23 protein-coding genes are annotated in these 24,095 nt (G+C 56.6%); 8 read left to right on the top strand and 15 right to left on the bottom strand.

The window, feature by feature from the left end; translation table 11 throughout:
- Positions 1 to 12: 12 nt before the first annotated feature.
- The 5 genes from Q9R35_RS04795 (at position 13) to Q9R35_RS04775 (ending at position 5,591) form a co-directional block, all read left to right on the top strand.
- On the top strand, positions 13 to 984 hold the full coding sequence (locus Q9R35_RS04795) for a D-2-hydroxyacid dehydrogenase (RefSeq protein ID WP_125304468.1): 972 nt from the start codon (positions 13 to 15) through the stop codon (positions 982 to 984).
- A gap of 3 nt (positions 985 to 987) precedes the next feature.
- On the top strand, positions 988 to 1,776 hold the full coding sequence (locus tag Q9R35_RS04790; RefSeq protein ID WP_042480630.1) for an SDR family oxidoreductase: 789 nt from the start codon (positions 988 to 990) through the stop codon (positions 1,774 to 1,776).
- Between the two features lie 12 nt (positions 1,777 to 1,788).
- Complete coding sequence (locus Q9R35_RS04785) at positions 1,789 to 2,832, top strand: type I glyceraldehyde-3-phosphate dehydrogenase (protein ID WP_045931342.1); 1,044 nt, start codon at positions 1,789 to 1,791, stop codon at positions 2,830 to 2,832.
- 50 nt (positions 2,833 to 2,882) lie between these two features.
- The gene (gene fumC / locus Q9R35_RS04780; protein WP_063690259.1) at positions 2,883 to 4,280 is read left to right on the top strand and encodes a class II fumarate hydratase; all 1,398 of its coding nucleotides are present in this window, start codon (positions 2,883 to 2,885) and stop codon (positions 4,278 to 4,280) included.
- A gap of 153 nt (positions 4,281 to 4,433) precedes the next feature.
- Positions 4,434 to 5,591, top strand: a complete 1,158-nt coding sequence (locus Q9R35_RS04775; RefSeq protein ID WP_080723707.1) for a PQQ-dependent sugar dehydrogenase — start codon at positions 4,434 to 4,436, stop codon at positions 5,589 to 5,591.
- 4 nt (positions 5,592 to 5,595) lie between these two features.
- Here the strand turns inward: Q9R35_RS04775 and Q9R35_RS04770 are convergent, their stop codons facing one another.
- Positions 5,596 to 6,384, bottom strand: coding sequence for a class I SAM-dependent methyltransferase (locus Q9R35_RS04770; RefSeq protein ID WP_125304467.1), 789 nt, complete (start codon positions 6,382 to 6,384; stop codon positions 5,596 to 5,598).
- 177 nt (positions 6,385 to 6,561) lie between these two features.
- The gene (locus Q9R35_RS04765; RefSeq protein ID WP_045931339.1) at positions 6,562 to 6,987 is read right to left on the bottom strand and encodes a universal stress protein; all 426 of its coding nucleotides are present in this window, start codon (positions 6,985 to 6,987) and stop codon (positions 6,562 to 6,564) included.
- Between the two features lie 251 nt (positions 6,988 to 7,238).
- Between Q9R35_RS04765 and Q9R35_RS04760 the strand changes: the two genes are divergently transcribed.
- Positions 7,239 to 7,577, top strand: a complete 339-nt coding sequence (locus Q9R35_RS04760) for a c-type cytochrome (RefSeq protein WP_081251420.1) — start codon at positions 7,239 to 7,241, stop codon at positions 7,575 to 7,577.
- Between the two features lie 48 nt (positions 7,578 to 7,625).
- Here the strand turns inward: Q9R35_RS04760 and Q9R35_RS04755 are convergent, their stop codons facing one another.
- The 8 genes from Q9R35_RS04755 to Q9R35_RS04720 all read right to left on the bottom strand — a co-directional run bounded on the left by Q9R35_RS04755 (position 7,626) and on the right by Q9R35_RS04720 (position 16,087).
- Complete coding sequence (locus Q9R35_RS04755; RefSeq protein WP_063690264.1) at positions 7,626 to 8,513, bottom strand: helix-turn-helix domain-containing protein; 888 nt, start codon at positions 8,511 to 8,513, stop codon at positions 7,626 to 7,628.
- Positions 8,514 to 8,628: 115 nt separating this feature from the next.
- Entirely contained in the window at positions 8,629 to 9,402 is a 774-nt protein-coding gene (locus Q9R35_RS04750) for an aldolase (RefSeq protein ID WP_063690267.1), read from the bottom strand.
- Positions 9,403 to 9,489: 87 nt separating this feature from the next.
- Positions 9,490 to 9,891 (bottom strand): RidA family protein, encoded by a 402-nt coding sequence (locus Q9R35_RS04745; RefSeq protein WP_063690270.1) that lies wholly within the window; start codon positions 9,889 to 9,891, stop codon positions 9,490 to 9,492.
- On the bottom strand, positions 9,881 to 11,347 hold the full coding sequence (locus Q9R35_RS04740) for an aldehyde dehydrogenase family protein (protein ID WP_311219435.1): 1,467 nt from the start codon (positions 11,345 to 11,347) through the stop codon (positions 9,881 to 9,883). Before Q9R35_RS04740 ends, Q9R35_RS04745 begins: the two co-directional genes overlap by 11 nt.
- Positions 11,340 to 12,863 carry an FAD-dependent monooxygenase gene (locus Q9R35_RS04735; RefSeq protein WP_311219434.1) on the bottom strand — a complete coding sequence of 508 codons (1,524 nt, stop codon included), beginning with the start codon at positions 12,861 to 12,863 and terminating at the stop codon, positions 11,340 to 11,342. Before Q9R35_RS04735 ends, Q9R35_RS04740 begins: the two co-directional genes overlap by 8 nt.
- Before the next feature lie 221 nt (positions 12,864 to 13,084).
- Positions 13,085 to 14,302: a cyanate transporter gene (locus tag Q9R35_RS04730; RefSeq protein ID WP_063690279.1), complete on the bottom strand. Its 1,218-nt coding sequence runs from the start codon at positions 14,300 to 14,302 to the stop codon at positions 13,085 to 13,087.
- Between the two features lie 54 nt (positions 14,303 to 14,356).
- Positions 14,357 to 15,031 (bottom strand): ankyrin repeat domain-containing protein, encoded by a 675-nt coding sequence (locus Q9R35_RS04725; protein WP_086046107.1) that lies wholly within the window; start codon positions 15,029 to 15,031, stop codon positions 14,357 to 14,359.
- 102 nt (positions 15,032 to 15,133) lie between these two features.
- A complete protein-coding gene (locus Q9R35_RS04720) occupies positions 15,134 to 16,087 on the bottom strand; it encodes a LysR substrate-binding domain-containing protein (RefSeq protein WP_311219433.1) in 954 nt (317 codons plus the stop codon).
- 139 nt (positions 16,088 to 16,226) lie between these two features.
- On the opposite strand from Q9R35_RS04720, the gene Q9R35_RS04715 reads away from it, so the two are divergent.
- Positions 16,227 to 16,544 (top strand): DUF4148 domain-containing protein, encoded by a 318-nt coding sequence (locus Q9R35_RS04715; RefSeq protein ID WP_042480664.1) that lies wholly within the window; start codon positions 16,227 to 16,229, stop codon positions 16,542 to 16,544.
- Between the two features lie 138 nt (positions 16,545 to 16,682).
- A complete protein-coding gene (locus Q9R35_RS04710) occupies positions 16,683 to 19,145 on the top strand; it encodes a heavy metal translocating P-type ATPase (RefSeq protein WP_311219432.1) in 2,463 nt (820 codons plus the stop codon).
- A 171-nt stretch (positions 19,146 to 19,316) separates the two neighbouring features.
- On the opposite strand, the gene Q9R35_RS04705 is transcribed toward Q9R35_RS04710, so the two are convergent.
- The 5 genes from Q9R35_RS04705 to Q9R35_RS04685 all read right to left on the bottom strand — a co-directional run bounded on the left by Q9R35_RS04705 (position 19,317) and on the right by Q9R35_RS04685 (position 24,073).
- Complete coding sequence (locus Q9R35_RS04705; RefSeq protein ID WP_311219431.1) at positions 19,317 to 19,757, bottom strand: YtoQ family protein; 441 nt, start codon at positions 19,755 to 19,757, stop codon at positions 19,317 to 19,319.
- A gap of 176 nt (positions 19,758 to 19,933) precedes the next feature.
- Positions 19,934 to 20,902, bottom strand: coding sequence for a cyclase family protein (locus tag Q9R35_RS04700; protein WP_372407007.1), 969 nt, complete (start codon positions 20,900 to 20,902; stop codon positions 19,934 to 19,936).
- Positions 20,903 to 21,007: 105 nt separating this feature from the next.
- Complete coding sequence (locus tag Q9R35_RS04695; protein WP_063690290.1) at positions 21,008 to 21,685, bottom strand: DsbA family protein; 678 nt, start codon at positions 21,683 to 21,685, stop codon at positions 21,008 to 21,010.
- Between the two features lie 103 nt (positions 21,686 to 21,788).
- Positions 21,789 to 22,721, bottom strand: a complete 933-nt coding sequence (locus Q9R35_RS04690) for a LysR family transcriptional regulator (RefSeq protein ID WP_311219430.1) — start codon at positions 22,719 to 22,721, stop codon at positions 21,789 to 21,791.
- Between the two features lie 152 nt (positions 22,722 to 22,873).
- On the bottom strand, positions 22,874 to 24,073 hold the full coding sequence (locus Q9R35_RS04685) for a tyrosine-type recombinase/integrase (RefSeq protein WP_311219429.1): 1,200 nt from the start codon (positions 24,071 to 24,073) through the stop codon (positions 22,874 to 22,876).
- Positions 24,074 to 24,095 lie beyond the last annotated feature (22 nt).

Here is a 24,095-nt window from a genome sequence, read left to right as displayed (position 1 = left end):
ACAAGGACAGGCATGACTTCTTTGACTCGTATCGTTTTTCTGGATAGGGAAACACTCTCAGACAGCGTAGCGCTGCCACAGGTTCCCTTTAAGCATGAACTGCAAGTTTACGGACGTACGGCGCCCGATCAAGTAGCCGAACGTATTGCGGATGCCGAGATTGTCATCAGCAATAAAGTGGCGCTGCGACGCGGGCATTTGCAGGCTGCGCCCAATTTGAAAATGATCGCACTGGCCGCCACCGGTAGCGACAATATCGACCTGGATGCCGCCCGCGAACGCCAGATTGTGGTCAGCAATATCCGCGACTACGCCGTGCGTAGTGTTCCGGAGCACGTTTTTGCGCTGATCTTTGCCTTGCGTCGCAATATCTGCGCCTATCGCCAGTCCGTCAAGGAAGGCCGCTGGCAAGAAGCTCAACAGTTCTGTTACTTCGACTATCCTATCCGCGATCTGGCCGGCTCCACCCTGGGGCTGATTGGTTCGGGCTCCTTGGGGCAAGCCGTTGCCACCATGGGCCGCGCCCTGGGCATGAAGGTCATCTTTGCCCAGCGCCGTGGCCAGACCATCGTCAGCAATGCGGACGACCGCTTGCCCTTTGAGCAAGTACTGGAACAAGCCGACATTCTCTCCCTGCATTGCCCCCTGACTGCAGAAACGCAGAACATGCTGGGCATGGCCGAATTCGAGCGCATGGCCCCACGCCGTCCCTTGCTGATCAATACCGCCCGTGGCGGGCTGATCGACAATCAGGCACTGGAGCACGCCTTGCGGCAAGGCTGGCTGGGTGGCGCAGGCATTGATGTGTGCACGCCCGAGCCGCCGCCTGCTGACCATATCCTGATGCGCTTGTTAGACTTACCCAATTACATTTTGACGCCGCACATAGGCTGGGCCAGTCAGGAAGCCATGCAAGCCCTGGCAAACCAGCTGATCGAAAACATTGCGGCTTTCCACCGTGGCGAAGCACGCCATACGCTGTAGATAATGACTGATTTAAGCTCCTATCAAGCCAATTTCTCCCTGACTGGCCGCTGCGCTCTGGTGACTGGCTCTTCTGCTGGTCTGGGCCTGGAAATCGCCCGTGCCTACGCCGCCCATGGCGCCCATGTGATTCTGCATGGCCGCAACGCCAGCAAACTCCGGCCGCTTGCCGAGGAATTGAAAGCCGCTGGTGCCCAGGTCGATACCTGGGAGCACGATCTGGCCGATCTGGACTCCTTGCCCGATTCCTACCAGACCCTGTGCCAGCGCGTCGGCACTCCCGACATTCTGGTGAACAATGTAGGCGTGCGACTACGCAGCCGCTTGCAGGACGCCGATTGGGACGATATTGAGCACCTGCTGCAGGTAGACCTGCTGGCCACGCTGAAACTTTCCAAATATGCGGCCCAGGCCATGCTGAAAGCTCAAACCCGCCAAGGCCGTATTGTGACCTTGACCTCCATTGCAGGCCCGCTGGCTCGTCCGGGCGACGCCATTTACCCCGTCGCCAAGCAGGGACTGGCCGGTATGGTACGTGCACTGGCAGTAGAATTTGGCGGGCAGGGCATTACCAGCAACGGCATCGCCCCCGGCACCTTTGCCACGGAAAGCAATGCGGCGCTGGCCCAGGATCCGGTCAAAGGCCCCCTGGTGGTAGGCCGCAATCCCTTGGGGCGCTGGGCCCAACCGGATGAAATCCGCGCTGCTGCTGTATTCCTGGCCTCTCCGGCTGCTTCCTATGTCAATGGCCATATCGTGGTTGTAGACGGCGGATTCTCCATTACTTTCTGATTTTTCCTGATCATGCCGCTACCTCGTCCCATCCGCATCGCGATCAATGGCTATGGCCGCATCGGTCGTTGCCTGTTGCGCGCCATTTACGAGTCCCCACGACGCCAGGAGTTCGATGTCGTCGTCATCAACGAGCCCGCCACAATTGCCACCATGGCCTACCTGACGCGCTTTGATTCGACCCACGGCGTGTTTCCGGCGCAGGTAGAGCACAACGAACACGAGCTGATTGTGGGTGGCAAAGCCATCCGCGTGCTGCATGAAACCGACCCCAACGCCATAGACTGGGCGGCGCTGAACCTGGACATGCTGATCGAATGCAGTGGTGCCTTTGGCAGCCGCGCGCAGTTACAACAATTTCTGGACGCCGGTTGCCCGCGTGTGCTGCTCTCCAATCCGGGTAATAGCGCTCAGGATGTGGATTTCACCGCCGTATTGGGCATTAACCACGAGCAGTTGCAAGGCGACGAGTTGATTGTCTCCAACGCTTCCTGCACCACCAATGCCATCATCCCGGTTCTGGCTGAACTGGATAAGACTTTCGGCATACGCCACGCCTTTTTAAGCACGCTGCACTCGGTAATGAACGATCAGCCCATGATCGACGGCTACCACAGCAGCGATCTGGCCCGTACCCGTTCCGCCTTGCAGTCCATGATTCCGGTTTCTACCGGGCTGGCCACGGGGGTAGAGCGCCTTTTGCCGCAACTAAAAGGCAAGGTCCAGGCCAAGTCGATCCGCGTGCCCATCTTGAACGTGTCAGCCATTGATCTGATGGTCAATCTGGAGCGCGACACCAGCCGGGACGAAATCAACCAGCTGTTCCAGAAGGCGGCCCAGCAATGGCCGGGGATTCTGGACTACTCCGATCAGGCCCATGCCTCGATCGACTTCAATCACAACCCGCACTCGGCCGTGGTGGACGGCTCGCAAACCCGCACCAACGGAGACGGGCTGGTCAATATGCTGGTCTGGTTTGATAACGAATGGGGGTTTTCCAACCGCATGCTTGATATTGCCTGTGTGTGGGCTGCGCGCTTTTTGCGCCAGCCGTGAACACCCCATTTTCACATTGAACTGTCTTCCGAATTCTTACAGGAGCCATGATGAGTACGACACGTATTGAACAGGATTCCATGGGAACCATTGAGGTTCCCGCCGACCACTATTGGGGCGCGCAGACACAGCGCTCGATCCAGAACTTCCCGATTGGCCGTGACCGCTTCCAGTGGGGCCGCAGCATGATCGAGTCGCTGGGCATCCTGAAAAAATCCACGGCCCTGGCCAACCTGGAGCTGGGCGAATTGCCCGACGAGCTGGCCCAGCTGATTGTCAAAGCGGCTGATGAAGTGATTGCAGGCCAGTGGGACACCGAATTCCCGCTGGTCGTTTTCCAGACCGGCTCTGGCACGCAAAGCAATATGAACGTGAACGAGGTGATCTCCAACCGCGCTATTGAACTGGCCGGTGGCGAGAAGGGCAGCAAAAAGCCCGTCCACCCGAATGACCACGTGAACCGCGGCCAATCCTCCAACGATACGTTCCCCACCGCCATGTACATCGCTGTGGGTCTGGAATGTCAGCGCCGCCTGCGCAAAGACGTAGGTCAGCTGCGCGACACCCTGGCCGCCAAAGCCAAGCAATTCAACAGCATTGTGAAAACCGGCCGCACCCACTTGCAAGATGCCACGCCCATCACACTGGGCCAGGAAATTGGTGCCTGGGTTGCGCAGATTGATTTCGGCCTGCAAACCGTGGACAAGGCACTGGACGGCATCTATCAACTGGCTATCGGCGGCACTGCCGTGGGTACGGGTCTGAACGCCCATCCCCAGTTTGGTGAGCGCACAGCCGCCCATATTGCCAAGATCACAGGCCTGCCATTCCAGGCTGCCGAAAACAAGTTCTTTGCGTTGTCGGCCCATGATGCGCTGGTGAACCTGTCCGCCTCCCTGCGTACCCTGGCCGGCGCCTTGATGAAGATGGCTAACGACGTGCGCTGGCTGGCCAGCGGCCCTCGCTGCGGGATTGGCGAGCTGCAAATCCCCGAGAACGAGCCCGGTTCCTCCATCATGCCCGGCAAGGTCAACCCTACTCAGTGCGAGGCGCTGACCATGGTGGCCGTGCAGGTCTACGGTAACGACGCGGCTGTGGGCTTTGCTGGCAGCCAAGGCAATTTTCAACTGAACGTCTACAAGCCTGTGATGGTGCACAATGTGCTGGAAAGCATTGCCCTGATCAGCGACGCATGCCTGGCTTTTGACGAGCATTGCGCCCAGGGTCTGGAACCTGTCATGGAAAAAATCCAGCACAATCTGGACCAGAACCTGATGCTGGTGACCGCCTTGAACCGCCACATCGGCTACGACAAGGCTGCCTACATTGCCAAGACCGCCCACAAAGAAGGCCTGACCCTGCGTGAGTCCGCCCTGAAATCCGGCTATCTAACGAACGAGCAATACGATCAGTGGATTGTGCCACTGGATATGACCCACCCAGGCTAAGCCTTTACCTGGGCTATGCTTGACCGTATTCGCCTCTTCACTGGGGCGAATACATCAACAGCGTGGTTCTTTGTCCCTATGAAAGAGTAGGGGAGTGTCTCATCCCAGCTATCCGTCTTTCACTGCCTTATGCGTATAAAGAAAACCTTCAGCTTGTCCTCTGCATTGGCAGCCACCGTATTGGGCCTGGCTGCAGCCCTTGCCCCGCTATCCGCTCAGGCACAATCTGAACCTGTTCCTGCCATCAGCGGACCGGCTGTGTCGGTCGAGACCCTGGCCAGCGGGCTGGAGCACCCTTGGGCCCTGGCTTTCTTGCCCAACAATGCCGGAATCCTGATCACTGAACGCCCTGGTCGCCTGCGGGTTTGGACCCAGGAAAACGGCCTGTCTGAACCGATTGCCGGGGTTCCTAAAGTCCACACGCAAGCGCAAGGTGGGTTGCTGGATGTGGCTCTGGCCCCGGATTTTTTCCGTAGCCGCCGGATTTATCTGGCGTATGCCGAGCGACGCGATAAACAACATTCCGCCACCACTGTCGGCTATGGCGTGCTGTCCTCAGACCTGAAACGCATCGACGCCTTCCGCCCGATTTTCCGCCAGGAACCCGCCTTGTCCACCGGGCAGCACTATGGCGTGCGCATGGCCTTTGATCCGGGTGGACGAGATCTGTACATCGCCCTGGGCGAGAACAACCAGCCCGCGACCGCCCAGCAACTGGATCATCTGCAAGGCAAAGTCGTGCGTATCCGTCCGGATGGCATGGTCCCACGCGACAACCCCTTTCGCAGCCTACGCGGTGCCAGGGCGGAAATCTGGAGCTACGGCCATCGTAATCCGCAGGGCATGGCCTGGAATCCCTGGACGAATGAACTGTGGGTGGCTGAACATGGTCCGCAAGGCGGCGATGAGCTGAACCGAATTCAATCAGGTGCCAATTATGGCTGGCCCTTGCGTACCGAGGGGCAAGGCTACGACGGCAAACCCATTCCCAACGCCAGTTCCACACCGATAGAGGGCCTGACTGAACCCTTGCACTACTGGTCAGTCTCGCCCGCGATCAGCGGCATGGCTTTCTATAACGACGAACGCGTCCCGGACTGGCAGCACAGCCTGTTTGTGGGAGCCTTGAAAGAACAAGCCTTGATTCGTCTGCAATTTGACGAAGAGGACGGCCATATCGTCGGAGAAGAGCGCTTGCTGCAAGACTTGAAACAGCGCATCCGGGATGTACGTGTTGGGCCAGACGGCGATATCTATGTGCTGACCGACGAAAACGACGGCCAGCTTCTGCGCATTCAGCCCAAGTCTTGAACCCTTAAGCCGATTTACGACTGCGTGTCGCCATAAAGCTGGGCAAGTATTTCTCGATCTCAAAGCGCGGGGCGGGGTGCATTTCTTCGATGTAACCGACTAGATGCAAGCCCGCTTCCAGCTGTCCACCAATCTGCTGCGCCAGGGAATGCCCAAAAATCAAGGGCTCCATGCGAGCCTGCTTGGCTTGTAGTGCGTCGGCATCCAGGCTGCTCAAATCCGAGTAGGGCACGGTGAAGGTAGGGCGAATCAAGCCCTGCTTGGCGTAGCTGGGGTCCCGGTCCGCAATAAATACAGCCGGATTGAAGAAACTGGACAGCAAATGCCCGCCCGGACGCAGAACGCGGGCGCATTCTTTCCACACCAGGCTAATGTCAGGCACATACTGATTAGAGACCGGGTGCAAGATCAGATCAAAACTCTCGGACGCAAAGCGCGACAAATCGCACATATCGCCTTGTTCAATCTGCAAGGACAAGCCGTCACGCTCGGCCACCAGGCGGTCTTTGTCCAACTGTCCGGCAGACAGATCGAACACCGTTACCTTGGCCCCGGCAGCGGCCAGAATAGGCGCTTGCTGGCCACCGGCACTGGCCAGACACAACACAGATTTGCCTTGAATATCCCCCAGCCAATCGGCAGGCACAGGGGAGGGCAGCAAATGCACTTGCCATTGCCCGCGACGGGCCTGCTCAACCTGCTCGCTGCTGACAGGCAGGGACCAGGGGCTTTCGGTTTGCGCCTGTTTGTCCCAGGCACGGGCATTGTGGTTGAGTAAAAAGGAATCTGACATACCTGCTTCTTTTGGAATGGCTATCGCTGTATTGAAACACAGTCATCTTGCATCCAGCAGCGCGCAGGAGATTTTTTTATGCCTTCAGGCTCTAAGCAGCCCATCAAAACCCTGCTTGAGGACATAAAAAAGGCCGTCTCAACGACGGCCTGCGGAGACTGAAAAAAATCAGCTCAATTACTTGATCAGGGTCACTGGCACATTTACCAGGCTCAGCACCTTGGTGGTCACCGAACCCAGAACCAGGCCGGGCAGAGCACTCAGGCCACGCGTACCCATCACAATGTGATCGATCTGATTCTTTTCCACATATTCTTTGATCGTCTGGGCAGCGTTACCGGCAATAATGCTTTCCTTGATCTTCAGGGTCGAACCGGCCAGCACGGAACGAGCAGGCAAGAGCGCATTGCTACCTTCATCTTGGTAGTAAGCCTGTAGCACATCATCCGAGAAAAAGCGTTTGACGTTGCCCGACACGATCGGTGTAGGAACAGCCAGCACGTGCAAAGTGGCTTCTGGTTTGCCCGTTAGGATGTCAACCGCCGTTTTCAAAGCACGTGTGGAAGCATCAGACCCATCGACAGGAACGAGAACATTAAGCATGAAGACCTCTTGTAGTGTGTGAACTGTTTAAGTATGAAGCACTAACTTCTACTAGGACATTACAGAATAAGCGCGCGGACCAGCTTGATCAGCATCAAGACCCACCGCTATTTGTGAAAGGCTGTTCTATCATAACCGTATGATCACGATGTGGATGCCATATCGTCCCGTTTATGTGCGGAAAAATGCAAGCGCAGCACCCACTCCACACTCCCGTTTCTTGCGCCCGTTTTACTTAGGAGATCCCCCTCATGAGCTTGAAGCAGCTACTGGTCTGTACGGCCTTGTTCAGTGCCGGTTTCAGTGCCCAGGCGGCCGAGGCCAGCTTTGACTCGGTCAAGGATGTGCTGACCAGAAATGCTTGTCTGTCCTGTCACACCGTAGACAGAAAAGTAGTCGGTCCCGCGTACAAGGACATTGCTGCCATGCGCAAGGATGATCCAGCCAACGCTGAAGTGATTGCCCAGCATATCCGTCAAGGCAGCAAGGGGGTTTACGGCCCTTTGCCCATGCCCGCGAACCCGGCCATTTCCGACTCGGACATCAAGGCGGTAGTGGACTGGATCATGGCGGGTGCCCCCACAGAATAAACAGGGCGAGCGGCATCCTGAAGCACGGTCATCTGAGGATGGCCGTTTTTATTGGCCACTTGTATCCACCATCGGGACATGAATTTTTGCAAAGACATCCTCAATACGCCCATCCATATGGATACAGGGCTGTTCCTTTGACTCAAGCGGCAAGGTTTGGGTCTGGGCAAAAAAGCGGGCAGGGGTCGTGCCTACCGTACGACGAAACATGGTGATAAAGGCACTTAAACTTTCGTAGCCCAAATCCTGAGCTGTCATCGTCACCGAGGTTCCATTCGCCAGTTTCTGCAAGGCAATAGAACTATCCCAATGTTGCAGCCAGCGGCCAAAAGACATGCCGGTTTCGCGCAAGAACAGGCGCCCCAAGGTACGAGTACTGACCCCAACCATAGCCCCCCATTGCTCCATGCTCAATTTCAACCCTGGACTTTGTGCTAACTGATCAATCAAGCGTTTCAAACGACGATCACTAGGCATAGGCAAGTGCAGAGATTTTTTGGGGCTCAGAGCCAGCTCATCCATCAGTACCGCGACCAATCGCGTATGGCGCAGTTCGTTCTCCGGCGCGGGGTTGGATGACGGCAGCAATCTCAGAATCAGCTCTCGCAACAGGGGTCGTGTGAACAGAACACCGCAAGCCTCCAGATTGGCAGGGGGCTGAGCCTCAATGTACAGATTCGCAACACTGGCTTGCTGGGTCGCCCGAGCAAAATGCATCACGCCAGCGGGTATCCAAATCGCACACTGAGGGGGCACAGCCCATAGCCCTTGCTCTGTCTGCACCGACATCAATCCTTTCAGAACATACAGCAGCTGGTTCTTGCGATGTTTATGCGGCTCGGTATCGCCAACAAAGCTCAGCTCTACCTGCAAGCCCGTCACAGGTAAAGCAACCTGGTCCAGGTAATCCTGGACGGTAATAATGGCATCTTTCATTCAAGGGTCGCAGGCGTGCTTGAGACAGCTCACCGTAACACAAGGCGGCGCCGTGAAATTGCGGCTGACGGCCATTTACTATCGCAGTCCGGCCAAGTGTAGAGGCGTCTCAGTCCTACAACAGCACACGGCCATCGGCTCGCAACACACGACGTGCAAAATTCGCGAAACTCAGCGCCAGAACCTTTGGCTTACGCAAAAAATCCCGGGACTCTCGTGCCAACTCCGGCGTAATCTGCTTGATTGGGCCCATGGCTCTTGCACTCAATTGCATTTGTGCCGCGTGTTCCATCCACACTGCCAGCAGGCACGCCTCCTCAATGCTGCGGCCAGCAGTCAGCAAACCATGGTGAGCCAGCAAAATGGCATGTTTGCTACCCATGGCTTGGGAAATGATCTGTCCCTCTTCATCGCCAATCGGCAAACCGGGCCACTCAGGAAGAAATGCGCAGTCATCAAAAAGAGGGGTTGCGTCCATATGAGCCACAGCCAAAGGCTCTCCCGTCATGGACAAGGCGGCACATGCTGGCGGATGCGTATGGACAATTGCGTGAACATCGGGACGATTTGCATAGATCCAGGCATGAAAGCGCACCCCAGGATTAGGCATGTCACTACGTCCCAGAGGCTGTAACCGTTGGTCCACCTGCACCAAGGAGCTCGCACAGGCCTCGTCAAAGCCCACCCCAAAACCCAAGGTCAACATGTCCGTTGCATCAGGTGACAGCCGTGCCGTAATCTGTCCCGCCAAGCCACGCCAATGTCCTTCCTCGAACAGAATACGACACGCCAGGGCCAACTTCTCCCGCTCAGTCCAGGAACCAGTATTCAAGGCTCCCATCTCTTGATTTACCTGGCTGGCAATCTGGTTTTTCTCTTGAATCTTCATCGTTAATGCCTTGCTATGCAGGCCAGAATCGCAGGATGGCTACCAGTGACTGGCCCAATGCACTGGTAACCGATCAGACAAGGCCGTTTAAACCGTTGCCACCACTTGAATTTCCACCAGAAACCCTTCGGCAAACAACGACTGGACACCCACAAGCGTACTGGTTGGCGGGACTGAGCCAGCTGGCCGTGCCTGGGTCAAGGCCTGAACCAGTTGTGCAGTATGGGCGGTGCAATCACCAACGATATAAATCGTCTCGCTAATTACCTCGGAGCGGGAGGTGCCTGCAGTCTGGAGCACGATATCGATATTGTTGTAGGCGCGCTCGAACTGGGCAAAAACATCGCCTGGAACCAGCTGACCATTTTCGTCCCAGGATAGCTGCCCCGAGGTATAAACCAAGCCAGCCTTGTTCAGCACTATGCCGTGAGACACCACTCCAGGCAGCTTGGGCAAGTTGTCAGGGTTAACTGCTTGTTTATTCTGCATTCGTACTCTCCTGTGCCGGGTCGTGGCGTTGTGACCCCAGGCCCGGATTAATGTTGATCACTTTGGCCTGGGTAAACTCCAGCAGCCCCTCCATCCCCAACTCAATACCGAAGCCTGACTGTTTACTGCCGCACTGAGGGATATGCGGCCCTAAATCAATATGCTGGTTGATCCAGACCGTACCCGCTTGCAACTGTTCGGCCACGTCCCTGGCACGCTCCAGATTGGAAGACCACACCGACGCGCCCAGGCCATACGGGCTGTTATTGGCCCGGGTTATAGCCTGAGCCAGGTCGCTATAGCGGATAATTGGCAGAACCGGACCAAACTGCTCTTCATCCACCAATCGCGTGCCATCTTCAATATCGAGCACCAGAGCAGGTGGTAGAAAATAACCGCCCCCCTGCGGCGCCGGCCCGCCACTCAAGACCCGCCCATGCTGTTGGGCGTCCTCCAGAAGGGCTTTCACCTTCTGGAATTGCTGCTCGTTTTGTAAAGGCCCCTGTGTGGTCTTTGGGTCCAGTCCATCGCCCAGAATCAGGCGCTGACATTCACTCCATAGCGCCTCGCTCAGGTCCTCATAGAGCGAATCAGGCACATAAAGACGTTTCAAGGCGATGCAAGCCTGGCCATTGTTAAAAAAGGCGGCTCGCACAATACCTGGGGCAATCTGCCTGGGGTCCGCATCATCAAGCACTACGCCAGGGTCATTGCCCCCTAACTCCAAGGTCAAGCGCTTCAGGGATTTGGCCGCATTGGCCATCACCTTGTAGCCAGTCGTGGTGGAACCCGTAAAAGAAATCTTCGCAACCTGAGGATGACTACTCAGCACATCGCCCAAGTCGTTTTGGTCCGTAACAATATTCACCACCCCTGCAGGCAGCGTCTTGGCAATAAGCTCACCCAGTCTCAAGGTACTCAGCGGCGTGCTTGCCGCCGGCTTGATAACCACGGTGTTGCCTGCCAACAAAGCATGAGGCACTTTGAAGGCCAGCAGCATCAGGGGAAAATTCCAGGGCGTAATCACGGCGACCACGCCCAAAGCTTGGCGTTGCAGATACGCGTGCCGGGTCGTGCTCTCTTCCAGGATCTGTGTCTCGATGCGGCACTGCGCTACGTACCGAAAAAATGCGGCGGTGCCATGCACTTCAGCCTGAGCATCCCGCAAGGGTTTTCCTTGCTCCTGAGTCAAGAGTCGGGCCAATTCCTGGCAGTGTTCCTCAATGAGGTCGGCAATCTTCAAAATCAAGGCACGCCGTACCAACATCGTGCTACGAGACCAGGCCGGGAAGCTACGACTGGCAGCTTCAATCGCCTGTTCCATTTGCCTGAGCGAGGCACGTGGACTGTTGACAAAAGGGCGACCCGTGCAAGGATTGATCACGGCCATGGTCTGATCGCCATCCACCAGGGCTCCGTCAATCAACATTTTGAACGTAGACGCTTGGCTATTCATCCGTCTGCTCCTCGGTGATGCCCTGGGCATGAGAGGAAAAGGAGAAAGGTGCCAAGATCTGCCGGATTGCTGCTCGTAAGCGGGTGGCGTCTTGCTCATTGCTGGCCCAGGCGATATAGCCATCAGGTCGAATCAATACCGCAGTCACGCGCTCCCAACCCTCACTGCGAACGCCCAATGAGCTGCGACACCACACAGCCCTCCAGCTCCCTGAGCACGCTATGCCATCGTCGTCATGCCCACTCAGGTCCAGCATCACATAGCATCCCTGTTCCAACAGGCCAAAGAGGCTTTTTCCGTCGGCCAGATCCTGATCGGCGGCACGCCGCCCCACCAAAGCATGAGCACCCGGAGCAGGCGGCGGGTAGGCCACGTTCAGGCCGGAGAGCCGCTCCGCCAGTGTTTTTTCCAAAGCGGGGGACTGCTTGATGAGCTTGTTCAAAAAGGAACGCAGTTCCATGCCTTCAACGGAGAAACAACTCATCAAGGCGGTTTGCGCCTGAGTGTGCTCCAGCAAATCTTGCCCGACGGGGTAACGTTCCTGATGGTAACTATCGAGCAGGGAGTCCGGCATCCAGCCATTGACCACAGCGGCCAGCTTCCAGCCCAGATTCATGGCATCCTGAATCCCGATGTTCAAACCCACACCTCCGGCTGGCATATGCTGGTGTGCGGCGTCACCCGCCAAAAAAACGCGATTTTTACGGTAGTTTTCGGCCTGGCGGCTGGTATTGCTATAGCGAGACAGCCAGGAGGGACTGTGCAATCCAAAATCTGTCCCAAATACGGCTCGGACTTTTTCGCGGAGTTCTTCCAAAGGCAAGTCACCTGGCCATGGACGATTCACATCGTCTGGCGACAGCCCCACCAAACGGTGCTGACCGTCAGGCAACTTCGCCACCATGGCCGTACCATTCAAGCCCCACTCACCGATCATGACGCCATCAGGCGGATCGGTCAGCGTGGCATCTCCCAGCCACCCCAACACCGTGGCGTCTGTTCCTGGAAACGCAATCCCAGCCTGTTGACGTACCGTGCTGCGCGTTCCATCGCAACCCACCAGCCATTGCGCGGTGACGACGTATTGCTCTTGATCGCTGTTTTCAATCCAGACCGACACCCCCTCCTGGCTCTGCTCAAAACGGCATACTTTTTCAGATCGGCGGATGTCAGCGCCCAGGGAGCGGGCACGTTCCTGCAAAATAGCGGTAATGCGTGCCTGTGGAATAGCCAGCGTATAGGCAAAGCGAGTATCCAGCCGCTTGAAGTCCAGGCGGTGTTCAAAAACGGCAAAATGTCCGCTGGGAATACGCACCGCCTGTGCAAGCATCTCGTGGTGCGCGCCACGCATGGCAAAGACTTCAATGGTTCGCGGATGAATCGTCAGAGCACGAGATTGGGGGCTGATGGCGGCTGTTTGTTCAATCAGCAAGGTTTGCACACCCGCCAGTTGCAACTCGCAAGCCAACCAGCAGCCAACCGGGCCGGCGCCCGAAATAATGACTTGATGTTCCACTGATGTCTCCTCGTTTTTTTGTAATCGTGGAGACATCATTGTTGATTAAAGACTTTCGGTCGGGATGCGCATAACGGACGAGTTCTAGCCTGAAACGGCCAAGATGACAGGACAGAGAAAGTACAAAATCGCTGAAAAGGGGGCTGCCCCCCGTAAACGCTGGCCAAAAAAATAGCCTGGGTTCGTGAGAATCCAGGCTATTTTTAGATGCTGTCTGCTATTCAGGGCGCATCATCTCGCTTCATCTTTTTAGCGTACTGCGATGGCTGGAAGCTCCAAGCCATAATCGCAACCAGAACCGCCATTGCCGCATGCAACATCCAGCCTGCCTGAAAGCCATTGCTGATCTCACGCAGTTGCACGCTAATCATGGGAAAGAGAGCCGCGATCGGAAAACCACCCCCTTGCATCAAGGCGCTCAATGTCCCGGCACGCGCCGCGTCGGGGAAATGATCCAGCGCCACCAGAAGCAGCAAGGAGAAGCAGCCGCCCAGACCGATGCCAATAATAATCGCCCACAGATACGGAGCCATGTCAGGAATATAGGCAAAGGCCAGGAAGCCCACGAACTGACACGCCAAGGCCAACCACACCCACATACGGCGATCCTTATTCTTGGCCGCCAAGGTAGGCAGGCCAAACGCAGCAATGGCTTGTGCCACCGACAGGACCGCCACCAGGCTACCGCTGGCTTCTGCCGTCCAGCCCCGGTCTTGATAAAACGTTGCCAGCCAGGTCACCAAAGAGGCATAGCCGCCGTTGATCAGGCCAAAGCACACAATCAAGGTCCAGGTGCGAGGACGCGCCAGCAAGGACAAGGAGGGCGGCGACAGATTCGCACCCGGTGCCTCACGCGGGACCACTTTCCAGGCAATCCACAAGGCAACGCTGATCGGCAAGGCCCAGAAAGCCAGGGCGATACGCCAGCTATCCGTCAAGGAGCTGACCCAGGGCGTAATCTGCGCGCCCAAGGCACCGCCGCCCATCAAGGTAGCTGAATAAACCCCGGTTACCTGGGCGATATGGCGCGGGAACTGCTCCTTGATCAGACCGGGCATGCCAGCCTGCAGCAGGGACACACCCAAACCACAGATCAAGGCGGTAGCGATCAGACTGGCTCCGTTGGGCACAAACCAGCGCAACACACATCCCAGGCACAGCAAGAGCAGGGAGGTAACCAAGACATGGCGCAGCGCCAGGACACGCCGCAAGGAGGGCATGCAGAAAGCCCCCAGCCCCATCACCATCATGGGCAGCAAGGTCAACCAGGCCAGGCTGCTTAAAGGCATGTTCAAGCCTTCAGCCACCTGCCTGGCCAAGGTACCGCTGGAGGTCAGAAAGGGGCGCAGGTTCAGCCCGACCAGAATGACAAAAGCCAGCCATAAACCTGGGCTGGCCTGAACGCCCGTCGACGACGGAGCAGTCTGAGTAGAAGACATAAAATCGTTATTGTTGTGATTAGAAGAAAAAACGGATGTCGACCCGGCGGGGGACTAGGGATTCGCCCCGGCCTGTTCCAGAATATGGGCCATCTCGGTCTGGCTACGTTGGCGTGCCAGGCTCAAGGGTAGAACACCCTGGCGATCCGGCAAGTTCACATCTGCCCCGGCCTTGATCAGCAAGCGCAGCACTTCCTGATGCTCCGGCCCCCCATCGGACAGCACAATCGCCTCGTGCAAGGCGGTCCAGCCCAGATAATTCACATGGTTAGGGTCTACGCCCGCTGCCAGCAACAAGCGCACGACATCAACATAGCCATGTTCGGCGGCCGGGATCAGCGCCGTACCGCCATAGCGGTTCACACTGCGCAGATCAGCGCCGTTTTCCAGAGTCATCCGCAGTATTTCCAGGCGACCCTCTGCGCCGGCAACCAGATAGGGGCTGTCGTGAATGGAGTCGGACTGGTTCACATCCGCACCCGCGCGTATCAACTGCCCGGCAATATCAATATGGTTCAACCAGGTCGCGCGCAGCAAGGGGCTTTGCCCTTGATCGTCGCTGACACTGACGCTGCCGCGAGCCCGTTTTTCTGACAGAATTTCGCGCACCTTGGCGCTATCGCCTTGTTCTACTGCTTCCAGCAATACAGTTTGCGAATACACGCTGCCACTTCCTAAGGCCAAGCTGATTGCCAAACCTGCCAGCAAGCTTTGCATTGTTGCGCTCATGCGCCTCCCCCGTCATGGCATCAGTCCACAGGACCAAACGTCTATAAATAGCATAGTTCGGCTTGGCCCAACACCGCATCATGGCCATAGCACCTATATTTTTTATGGATAAACCTGAACCGCTGCAGCAACATCCAGCTCCGGCTGCGACATCAGACGGTCCAGTTCATTGCGCAGATAGTTCAAAAATACGCGAGTTTTTTGCGGCATCAAACGTGAAGGCAACAAAGCCAGAATAGGGAAGGGCGCAAACTCCCAATCGGGCAAGACACGCTCCAGTTGAGCGCAATCCGGATCCAGGCGACGCTCCAGCAAGGACGAGGCGGTAATCCCCAGATCATGTACGGCCAGCTTGCGCATCATGATGGCGTTATTGACGGTGATCAATCCTTCAACCATCGCATCATAACGTTCCTGGTTCGGGCCGCGCAGGGACCAGATACGGTCTGGACCGGCAGGCCGGGCACAGATACAGGCGTGTCCCGCCAGTTCCGAGGGGTGTTTTGGCCGCCCCTTGCGATCCAGATAATTCCGGGTCGCATACAGCCCCAATCGAATCTGCCCAAGCATGGTAGCGACCGCACTGGAATCGGGCTGGGCGCCCACACGAATAACGCAATCGTAATTGTCCGACTGCAAATCAATAGGCCGGATCGTCAGGTCAAATTCCAGCTCGATATCGGGGTATTGCTGATTGAAGCCGCGAATGATGGACGGCATCAACACAATGCTGAAGCTGGCCGGCATGGAAACGCGCAAGCGACCTTTGGGGGTTTGTGCCACATCCAGTAGTTGTTCATGGGCCAGACGCGCTTGTTCAACCACGGCCAGGCAACGCTCGAAATACACTTGTCCGGCGTCCGTCACATCCACATTGCGGGTGCTGCGTTTAAGCAGAGCCACACCCACTTCTTTTTCTAGTTCACGAATACGGCGCGACACGGTGGAGACGGGCATTCCCAAGGCCTGAGCAGCACGGCTAAAGTGACGGGCGCGAGCCACTTCCACGAAGATCGCGATGTCATTGAGCAGGGGGCCGGCGATAATGGTACTCATTTGAATTGTTCCATGAATGGAAATACGTTTGCAATATTAAGGGTTTTTACTAGGTTTAGAAAGGCTCATACTCCATCTAACGATTCGCTAAACACAACAGCGAACCACCGAAAAACACACCGTAGATTTGGAGTAAATAATGAAAAACATCGCACGCGCAACTATCGCCAGCCTGATTCTTGGTGCAACCGCTTTGAGCGGCACTGCCATGGCAGCCACCAACAACGCCGCCACCGGTGAAAACCTGAACTACCCAACGATTCAATCGACCGACGCTCCGTTGAGCCGTCAGCAAGTGGTTCAGGAACTGGCTGCTGCTCAAGAGCAAGGCTACATCAGCACGGGTTCGATGGGCGATTACCCACGTATCGACACCCGCTCCGAACTGAGCCGCGATCAGGTAGCAGCAGAAGCCAAAGACTGGAACAACAACAACGGCACCTTTGTTGCTTACTAAGCTGATTGCTCCCTAGTTAGTCGTAGTTCCCCCCTTGAAACGCCTCTTCGGAGGCGTTTTTTTATACCATGTGTTGACCTTCCCATCGGGTCAAGCCCTAAAGTGGCCTCATTGACGATCCATTGAAGGGTGATTTCGATGACAACAAGCGCTTCAAACCAGGGCTCACGCCTGACTTTAGACGTGGAAGGCATGACGTGCGCCTCCTGCGTCAGTCGGGTTGAAAAAATTATTGGCAAGGTGCCAGGGGTGCAATCAGCCCAGGTCAACCTGGCTACCAACAAGGCCACCGTAAACTTCGAGGGTGCCGCCCCGATCGACGCCATTATGCAGGCAGTGGAAAAGGGTGGTTACAAAGTTTCCCAACAGGACATCGTTCTGGATGTGCAGGACATGACCTGCGCCTCTTGCGTAGGTCGGGTGGAAAAAGCCCTGCTGAAAGTGTCCGGTGTGCAAAAAGCCTCGGTCAATCTGGCTACTGCCAAAGCCCACGTCCAGGTCGTGCAAGGCGTAAAAGCTGCCGACCTGATCCAAGCCGTGAGCAAAGCCGGCTATCCCGCCAGCCTGGCCGAAGCCGCCGTCACAAACGACCAGTTTGAACGGGCCGAGCAAACCTACGAAACCCTGCGCAAGCGGTTCTGGCTCGCTTTGGTTCTGGCCTTGCCTGTCTTCATTCTGGAAATGGGAGGCCATATGGTGCCTGCCTTTCATCATTGGGTGGCCAGCACCATCGGCACACAAAACAGCTGGCTGATCCAGTTTGTTCTCACCACGCTGGTCTTGCTATTTCCTGGCCGAGAGTTCTATACCAAAGGAATTCCTGTTCTGCTGCGTGGCGGCCCGGATATGAACTCGCTGGTGGCGGTGGGGACCTTGGCAGCGTACAGCTTCTCGCTGGTTGCAACCTTTGCCCCCCAGTGGCTGCCTGCCGAGTCCGTTTACGTCTACTTTGAAGCCGCTGCTGTCATCGTGGCCCTGATTTTGCTGGGCCGTGTCATGGAAGCCCGCGCAAAGGGCCGAACCTCCGAGGCCATTCAGCGCTTGCTCAGCCTGCAACCGCCGACCGCCCGTGTACGTCGCGACGGCCAGGAAGTAGAGCTGCCTTTAGCCGATCTGCATACGGGCGATATCGTCCTGGTTCGCCCCGGCGAGCGCATTCCGGTCGACGGTGACGTGGTAGCCGGTCAAAGCTACGTGGATGAATCCATGGTGACGGGCGAGTCCATTGCCGTCTCCAAATCCCAGGGCGATAAAGTCATTGGCGGCACCGTCAATCAAAAAGGTTCGCTGGAGTTTGAAGCCACGGCAGTGGGTCAGGATACGGTGCTGGCCAATATTGTTTCCATGGTTGAACAGGCCCAGGGTTCCAAGCTGCCTATTCAGGCCGTCGTCGACAAAATCACGCTGTGGTTTGTACCCGCCGTCATGACACTGGCTGTCTTGACCGCCATTGTCTGGCTGATTTTTGGCCCGTCGCCCGCATTGAGCTTTGCGCTGGTCAATGCCGTGGCCGTGCTGATCATTGCATGCCCGTGCGCCATGGGTCTGGCCACGCCAACCTCCATCATGGTGGGCACCGGCCGCGCCGCACAGGCAGGTGTACTGTTCCGTAAAGGGGACTCGCTGCAAGCACTGCGCGATGTGAAAGTTGTCGCCGTGGATAAAACCGGCACCCTGACCAAAGGTGCACCCGAACTGACTGATTTTGTCTGCGCTCCCGGTGAAAACCAGGATCAGGCGCTGGCTGCCATCGCCGCTCTGGAAAACTACTCCGAGCATCCGATTGCCCAGGCCATCGTCAGCGCAGCCAAGGACAAGCAAATCACGCTGCCTGACGCCGAGCAGTTCGAATCCCTGACCGGTTTGGGCGTCACGGCTCAAATCGGAGCCGATCAATGGCATGTCGGTGCAGACCGCTTGATGACTCAATTAGGTGCAGACCTGTCTGCCTTTACGGAGCGAGCTCAGACGCTGGCCCAGGAAGGCAAGACGCCCATGTATGCCGCGCGCAACAAGCAGGTTATTGCCTTGCTGGCCGTGGCTGATCCGATCAAGGAAACCACCCCGCGCGCCATTGAGCAACTGCATGCCCGTGGTATCAAGGTGGTGATGATTACCGGTGACAACCGCCACACGGCCAATGCCATTGCCCGCCGCTTGAATATTGATGAAGTGGTGGCGGAAGTCATGCCTGAAGGCAAGGTCCAGGCTGTCCAGGCTCTGCGAGAAACCCATCAACATCTGGCCTATGTCGGTGACGGGATTAACGACGCACCCGCGCTGGCCGTGGCCGACGTGGGGATTGCCATTGGCACCGGTACGGATATTGCCATTGAAGCGGCTGATGTGGTCTTGATGTCGGGGGATATGCAGGGTGTAGTCACCGCCATTTCCCTGTCCCACGCCACCATGCGCAATATCCATCAAAACCTGTTCTGGGCCTTTGCCTACAACGTGGCGCTGATCCCGGTTGCCGCCGGTGTACTGTATCCCTTTAACGGCACCTTGCTCTCGCCCATGTTTGCGGCAGGCGCCATGGCCTTGTCCAGCGTCTTTGTGGTCAGCAATGCCTTGCGCTTGCGGCGTGTGAAGCTGAATTAAGAGCGCATCAACACACCTCATACCGCAGGTCTTTACAACCCGTTGTTTTAACAGCGGGTTTTTTCTTCTCTCTGCTCTCTCAGAGAAGAGAGAAGAAAAATGCCGCCACGGATGGACGGCATTTTGATCGAGCAAGGCAGCATCGCCACACTCAGGATTCCGTTTTATCGCTCAGGCTTTCAGCGTATAGCGCAAAATCTCGACGATTTGCTCGGGTGTGGTCGCCCAGGCCTGCGCACTGGCATCCACTTCTTTCAATGGGTGGATGATTTCCTCGGCATGCAAGGTCACGTAGGGTTTGCCCAAGGCGGCACAGAAGCCGGCATCAAAAGCAGCATTCCACTGCTTGTACTTGTCCCCAAAGCGCACTACGACCAGATCCGCTTGCTCAATCAAGGTTCTGGTACGGATGGCATTGATTTTGGAGGATTTGTGATCACGCCAAAAACCTTCGCTGACCGGCCCCAGGTGATCGCCTGCAGCATCGCTGGCATCGTGATCGGTGACAGGGCTGGTAAAGGTGATCTCCAATCCAGCGGCCTTTGCACCTTGAGCAATCTGCTCGCGCCAATCCGTGTGAATTTCGCCGGACAGATAAACGGTGTAAGTCATTACGCACTCCATAAAGAAAAGCCGGACGCCTCTTCAACAGGCGCCCGGCGCATTCAAACCCGTCCAACAGTAGCATATTGAGCGCTGCCTAACAGCAGACAAACGCGATAGCCCTTATTTGCAAACACATTCAGGATGTCGGGCAGGCGAGCCGTTCCATTGAATGCGGCCCTTGATTAGCGAATCGGGATGGCGACAGGGCGCAAGGGAGCGGCATCACCACCACGGATCTTGAGCGGGCCACCAATAAAGGCAAATTCATAGACCTTGTCCTTGGACAATTCATCCAGCGCAATCAGCTCGATAATCGGTGCACCTTGTTGTGCCAGCAGGTACGTGTGCAACGGCACGTAATCGTCGGGCACTTCGGAAGGGAAGGTTTCAAAGCTCAAGTTGTCCGCACCCACAATCATGGCGCCGCCTTCTTCCACCAGGTAGCGAGCCGCATCCAGGCCCATGCCGGGAGGCGCATTCATGTAGGCTTTGGGATCATTGAAGAGCTTCATGCGGCCAGTACGGATCAGGACAATATCACCTTCTTTCAGCACCGTTTTTTGACGGGCCAGGGCATCCTTCAAGTCCTGACGCGTGATGCGGTATTGGTCAGGCAGCATGTCTACGCCTTTGGCGGCGGCCACATCAATCAAGACACCACGGGCAATCAAGGGCGGGAATTTTTCAATTCCCGTGCGGTTCCAGCCACGGTCACCCAGATGCTCATCAGCCTTGAAGCCATTCCAGATCTTTCCATGAATTCCGAAGTGATTCAGGGCATCGATATGTGTCCCCGTATGGCTGTACATGGAAAAGGCCGTGCCCGTATAGCTACGCACCGCGTTCATGTCCTTGCCAACACCCATCGGATCATCCACCTCTGTGCCACGAGGGGTGTGAGTCATCCAGAACTGATAGTGCGGGTCGCCCGCATCCTGCCAGCTGGGCATGCCCAGGTAGTAGTCAGTCGCCAGGTCATAGACTTTGCTGCCATCCAGGCGGGACAGAATGGCGGCTCGCGACGCAGGGGTAATCAGGTTCAGGCGACCAATTTCATCATCTGGGCCCCAGGGGCTGATGCCTACTTCCTGAGTACCAAGAGGCGGGGGGTTATTCGCTTGATGAGTGGAATGAGCCAGGGAGACGCTCATGCTGCTTGCGCCAACCAACAATAAACCGAGAAGACGGTGAGAGAAACGAATCGACATGGGATGTCCTTATAGGGAACGTAAGTAAGAAAGAGGGGAGAGCCGCGTTTACAGCAAGGCGAGCAAACGGCTTTTGAGCATGTCGGCAGGCTGGGTCTGCAAGCGAGCCAGCTCCTGGCCTGTCTCACGCGAGGACACCAGGACGGTGGGGATGGACTGGATACCCAGCCTGGCGGCTTGAGTGCGATCGGCTTGAACCCGCTGATGAGCAATATCGCTATCCATGGCGCTCAGAAAGGCTTCACCATCAAAACCTTGAGCCACGGCAATCGCCAACAGGGTGTCCATATCGCCGATATTGCGGCTTTCTGCCAGATGCGCGCGCTGCACGGCATCAAAGTAGTCCCAATGACCTTGCTCACCAGCCAGCAGATAGGCCGCCTGACAAGCCAGGGCGGACAGCATTCCGTGGGGATACTCGAAGTTCTGTGCCCGCATGCCCTCGATATTGATGGACTGGGTATCGTCGTGTTGAGCGCAGGCGGCCCAATGCCCCAGGATTTCACGTTTGGCGCGCTCCATGGAACCGAAGGCGCGCAGCATTTGCTCACGGCTGTCTTGCAGAACAAAGGTATGATGGCGGACCTGGATACCCAGGTCAGCAGCCACTTGCCGCAGACGTGGCGACATGACATAACACCATCCGCAGACGGCATCATGGAAAAAATCAATAATTAAGGGGGAGACCAGCGGCTGAGTCGTGCCAGGGTGTATGTGATCGTGCATTGTGATGTCCTTGTAAGATGGTCATCACAATAGCGTTCCCCGGAGCGGAGAATAAGCACGTGGCGGTGCAGACTGTTTTTACTCTGGGTTCAGAAAGGCCTGTTTACCGGGCTTTGGACATGGCATTGGGCAGTTGGGCGGCCAGATAATCCACGAAGGCTTTGACCTTGGGTTGCAGGTGTCGGTTGGTCGGATACACGGCATAAATATGCCGTGGCTCATTCACGAACTCGGGCAAAACGCGTTGCAACTGCCCGCTGGCAATGGCCGGATCTGCCAGAAAAGAAGGCAGGGCACCGATCCCCAAACCTGCAATCAGAAAGTCGCGCAGCATCAGGCTGTTATTCACCTGACTATGTTCGCCTGAAAACAGCAATGCCGTGCTGCCGGGAGCCGGCGTGTTAGGGGCGCTGTCTATATCACTATCAAAAACAATGCCTTGGGTATGCGCCAGGCTGTAGCTGATCATTTGGTGATGCCGTAAATCCTGCAAAGTCTGGGGTTGACCATGGAGCTTCAGATAAGCAGGGGCCGCGCAAAGCTTTTGCTCGATGGTGGCCAGACGACGGGCAATCAGGGTGGAATCATCCAGGCTGGTACGCAAACGCACCGACACATCAAAACCATGCGCAACCGTGTCCACAATCCGGTCTTCCATGACTAGCTCCAGCTTCAGGTCCGGGTACTTGCGCAGAAAATCCGTAATCAAGGGCGACAGAACGCTAAGCGCAAAGGACAGGGGCGCATTGACGCGCAAGGTACCCGCTACGCGTTGGGATTGTTGTTTGACCGAGCGCTCCAAGGCGTCCAGCTCATCCAGTAATCGACAGCATTCGGCATAGTAACTGCGGCCGGTTTCCGTCAGACTCATGCTGCGCGTGGTGCGCTGGATCAAGACCGTGTCCAGATGCGCCTCCAGGCTCCGCAATTGCTTGCTCAAGCCGGCTGCCGATATCCCCAGGTCCTCGGCGGCCTTGGCCAAGCCGCCCAACTCCACAATGCGCCGGAAAGTGCGCATGACATTAAATGTGTCCATAAAGGATAGGTGCTCCAACAATCATCTATAGCAGGGCTTGGGTGGGACGTGCTCCTTGGATCTGGCGCGCCGCCACGTCAGGAGTCGTATCCTACCGCATTGCTGCTAGCGCTTAACACCTGATTTTCCTGTCTCGGATAAGATGGAAGCCCTTATTTCCAGCCCAGGCTATGGGACTGCTCCAGGGCCTGGTGACGTTGGTCATCATCGGCATGCAGATAAATATTGGTCGTGGCGATGGACTCATGGCCCAGGGTGTCACGGATGATACGTAAATCCACCCCTTGGTCAGCCAAGTGAGAGCCTGCCGAGTGGCGCAGCCAGTGTGCCGAAGCCTGCTCAAGAATCCGGGCCTGAGACTCCTGGTCCGGATGCAAATCCCGCAAGCGGTCAGCACTGCCCTGAAAAACCTGTTTGACCAGCACATGCGCCATGGCTCGCGTCAGGTGCTTGTCGCTGGCACCGGCCGACATCAATAAGGGGTACGGCTCCAACGCCTGCGGGGCGCCCCCCAGACCATGCGCCTGTCGATAGCGCATCAGTTCGCTAAACAGTTCTTGCGTCAAAGACACACGACGCCATTTGTCGCCTTTGCCGTGGATGTGCAACCACCACTGGGCGGTCGCTCCCGCATCGGCACGTTCCTGTACATCGGCCATGCGAGCCTGAACCAGTTCCGAAATACGCAGAGCACCACCATAAAGAATAGAGAAGAGCCAACGCACACGAGCTTTATAGCGCAACTCGCTCTGCGTATCTTCGGGCAAAGCCTGGATGTAATCCTGCACCCAGCGCCATTGCAGTCGGCTCAAATACCGTTGCTGGGGGGCGGTGGTTTTCTTTTGACGGCGGCCTTGATGGGACAAAGCCAAAGGATTGCCCGCTAAATACCCCGCCTGCACCAGCCAGCTAAATAAAGAGTTCAGGATCAATAAAGCCTGATTTCGGCTGCTTTCAGACAGAGGCCCGGCAAAGGGCCGCCACGCCGCATGGTGGCGGGCAGGGCGGGACCGTCCTTGAACCACCCAACGATGGGCAGGTTGGGGGTCTGTCAGAAACAAACGATAAGCCAGTATGTCTTCAAGGCTAAGCGAGGACAGGTCCTTGCGCCGTTCCAATACCGCCCATAACAAAAGCCGCTCCGCCTCCTTGCGATAGTTCGCGTAGGTACGCGGGCTATCTATATAGCGTGCCAACCAGGCTCGCAGCGCCTCTATATCTGTTTGCGCCTCAATCTGCGCCCGCCCACCGAGAGAACGGTTTGCTCCTTGCCGCCCATCAAAACGGGCCAGCAATTGCGCAATATCGTCCGATCCCAGATCTGTTGAAGGCGAAGTTTTGCTTATTTCCATGCTTAGGCAGAAAAACGGAGGC

Origin of the sequence: Alcaligenes sp. AB3, from assembly GCF_031844565.1 — a bacterium.
Taxonomy (GTDB): domain Bacteria; phylum Pseudomonadota; class Gammaproteobacteria; order Burkholderiales; family Burkholderiaceae_B; genus Alcaligenes; species Alcaligenes faecalis.
Note: the sequence above shows the minus strand (reverse complement) of the source record. Positions and strands in the feature narration are given on the sequence as shown.

Bases quoted from the DNA above. Each gene is read 5' to 3' on its own strand.
- Q9R35_RS04795 (WP_125304468.1), top strand. From the start codon at position 13: ATGACTTCTTTGACTCGTATCGTTTTTCTGGATAGGGAAACACTCTCA.
- Q9R35_RS04790 (WP_042480630.1), top strand. From the start codon at position 988: ATGACTGATTTAAGCTCCTATCAAGCCAATTTCTCCCTGACTGGCCGC.
- Q9R35_RS04785 (WP_045931342.1), top strand. From the start codon at position 1,789: ATGCCGCTACCTCGTCCCATCCGCATCGCGATCAATGGCTATGGCCGC.
- fumC (WP_063690259.1), top strand. From the start codon at position 2,883: ATGAGTACGACACGTATTGAACAGGATTCCATGGGAACCATTGAGGTT.
- Q9R35_RS04770 (WP_125304467.1), bottom strand. From the start codon at position 6,384: ATGTCAGATTCCTTTTTACTCAACCACAATGCCCGTGCCTGGGACAAA.
- Q9R35_RS04765 (WP_045931339.1), bottom strand. From the start codon at position 6,987: ATGCTTAATGTTCTCGTTCCTGTCGATGGGTCTGATGCTTCCACACGT.
- Q9R35_RS04760 (WP_081251420.1), top strand. From the start codon at position 7,239: ATGAGCTTGAAGCAGCTACTGGTCTGTACGGCCTTGTTCAGTGCCGGT.
- Q9R35_RS04755 (WP_063690264.1), bottom strand. From the start codon at position 8,513: ATGAAAGATGCCATTATTACCGTCCAGGATTACCTGGACCAGGTTGCT.
- Q9R35_RS04750 (WP_063690267.1), bottom strand. From the start codon at position 9,402: ATGAAGATTCAAGAGAAAAACCAGATTGCCAGCCAGGTAAATCAAGAG.
- Q9R35_RS04745 (WP_063690270.1), bottom strand. From the start codon at position 9,891: ATGCAGAATAAACAAGCAGTTAACCCTGACAACTTGCCCAAGCTGCCT.
- Q9R35_RS04740 (WP_311219435.1), bottom strand. From the start codon at position 11,347: ATGAATAGCCAAGCGTCTACGTTCAAAATGTTGATTGACGGAGCCCTG.
- Q9R35_RS04730 (WP_063690279.1), bottom strand. From the start codon at position 14,302: ATGTCTTCTACTCAGACTGCTCCGTCGTCGACGGGCGTTCAGGCCAGC.
- Q9R35_RS04725 (WP_086046107.1), bottom strand. From the start codon at position 15,031: ATGAGCGCAACAATGCAAAGCTTGCTGGCAGGTTTGGCAATCAGCTTG.
- Q9R35_RS04720 (WP_311219433.1), bottom strand. From the start codon at position 16,087: ATGAGTACCATTATCGCCGGCCCCCTGCTCAATGACATCGCGATCTTC.
- Q9R35_RS04715 (WP_042480664.1), top strand. From the start codon at position 16,227: ATGAAAAACATCGCACGCGCAACTATCGCCAGCCTGATTCTTGGTGCA.
- Q9R35_RS04710 (WP_311219432.1), top strand. From the start codon at position 16,683: ATGACAACAAGCGCTTCAAACCAGGGCTCACGCCTGACTTTAGACGTG.
- Q9R35_RS04705 (WP_311219431.1), bottom strand. From the start codon at position 19,757: ATGACTTACACCGTTTATCTGTCCGGCGAAATTCACACGGATTGGCGC.
- Q9R35_RS04700 (WP_372407007.1), bottom strand. From the start codon at position 20,902: ATGAGCGTCTCCCTGGCTCATTCCACTCATCAAGCGAATAACCCCCCG.
- Q9R35_RS04695 (WP_063690290.1), bottom strand. From the start codon at position 21,685: ATGCACGATCACATACACCCTGGCACGACTCAGCCGCTGGTCTCCCCC.
- Q9R35_RS04690 (WP_311219430.1), bottom strand. From the start codon at position 22,721: ATGGACACATTTAATGTCATGCGCACTTTCCGGCGCATTGTGGAGTTG.
- Q9R35_RS04685 (WP_311219429.1), bottom strand. From the start codon at position 24,073: ATGGAAATAAGCAAAACTTCGCCTTCAACAGATCTGGGATCGGACGAT.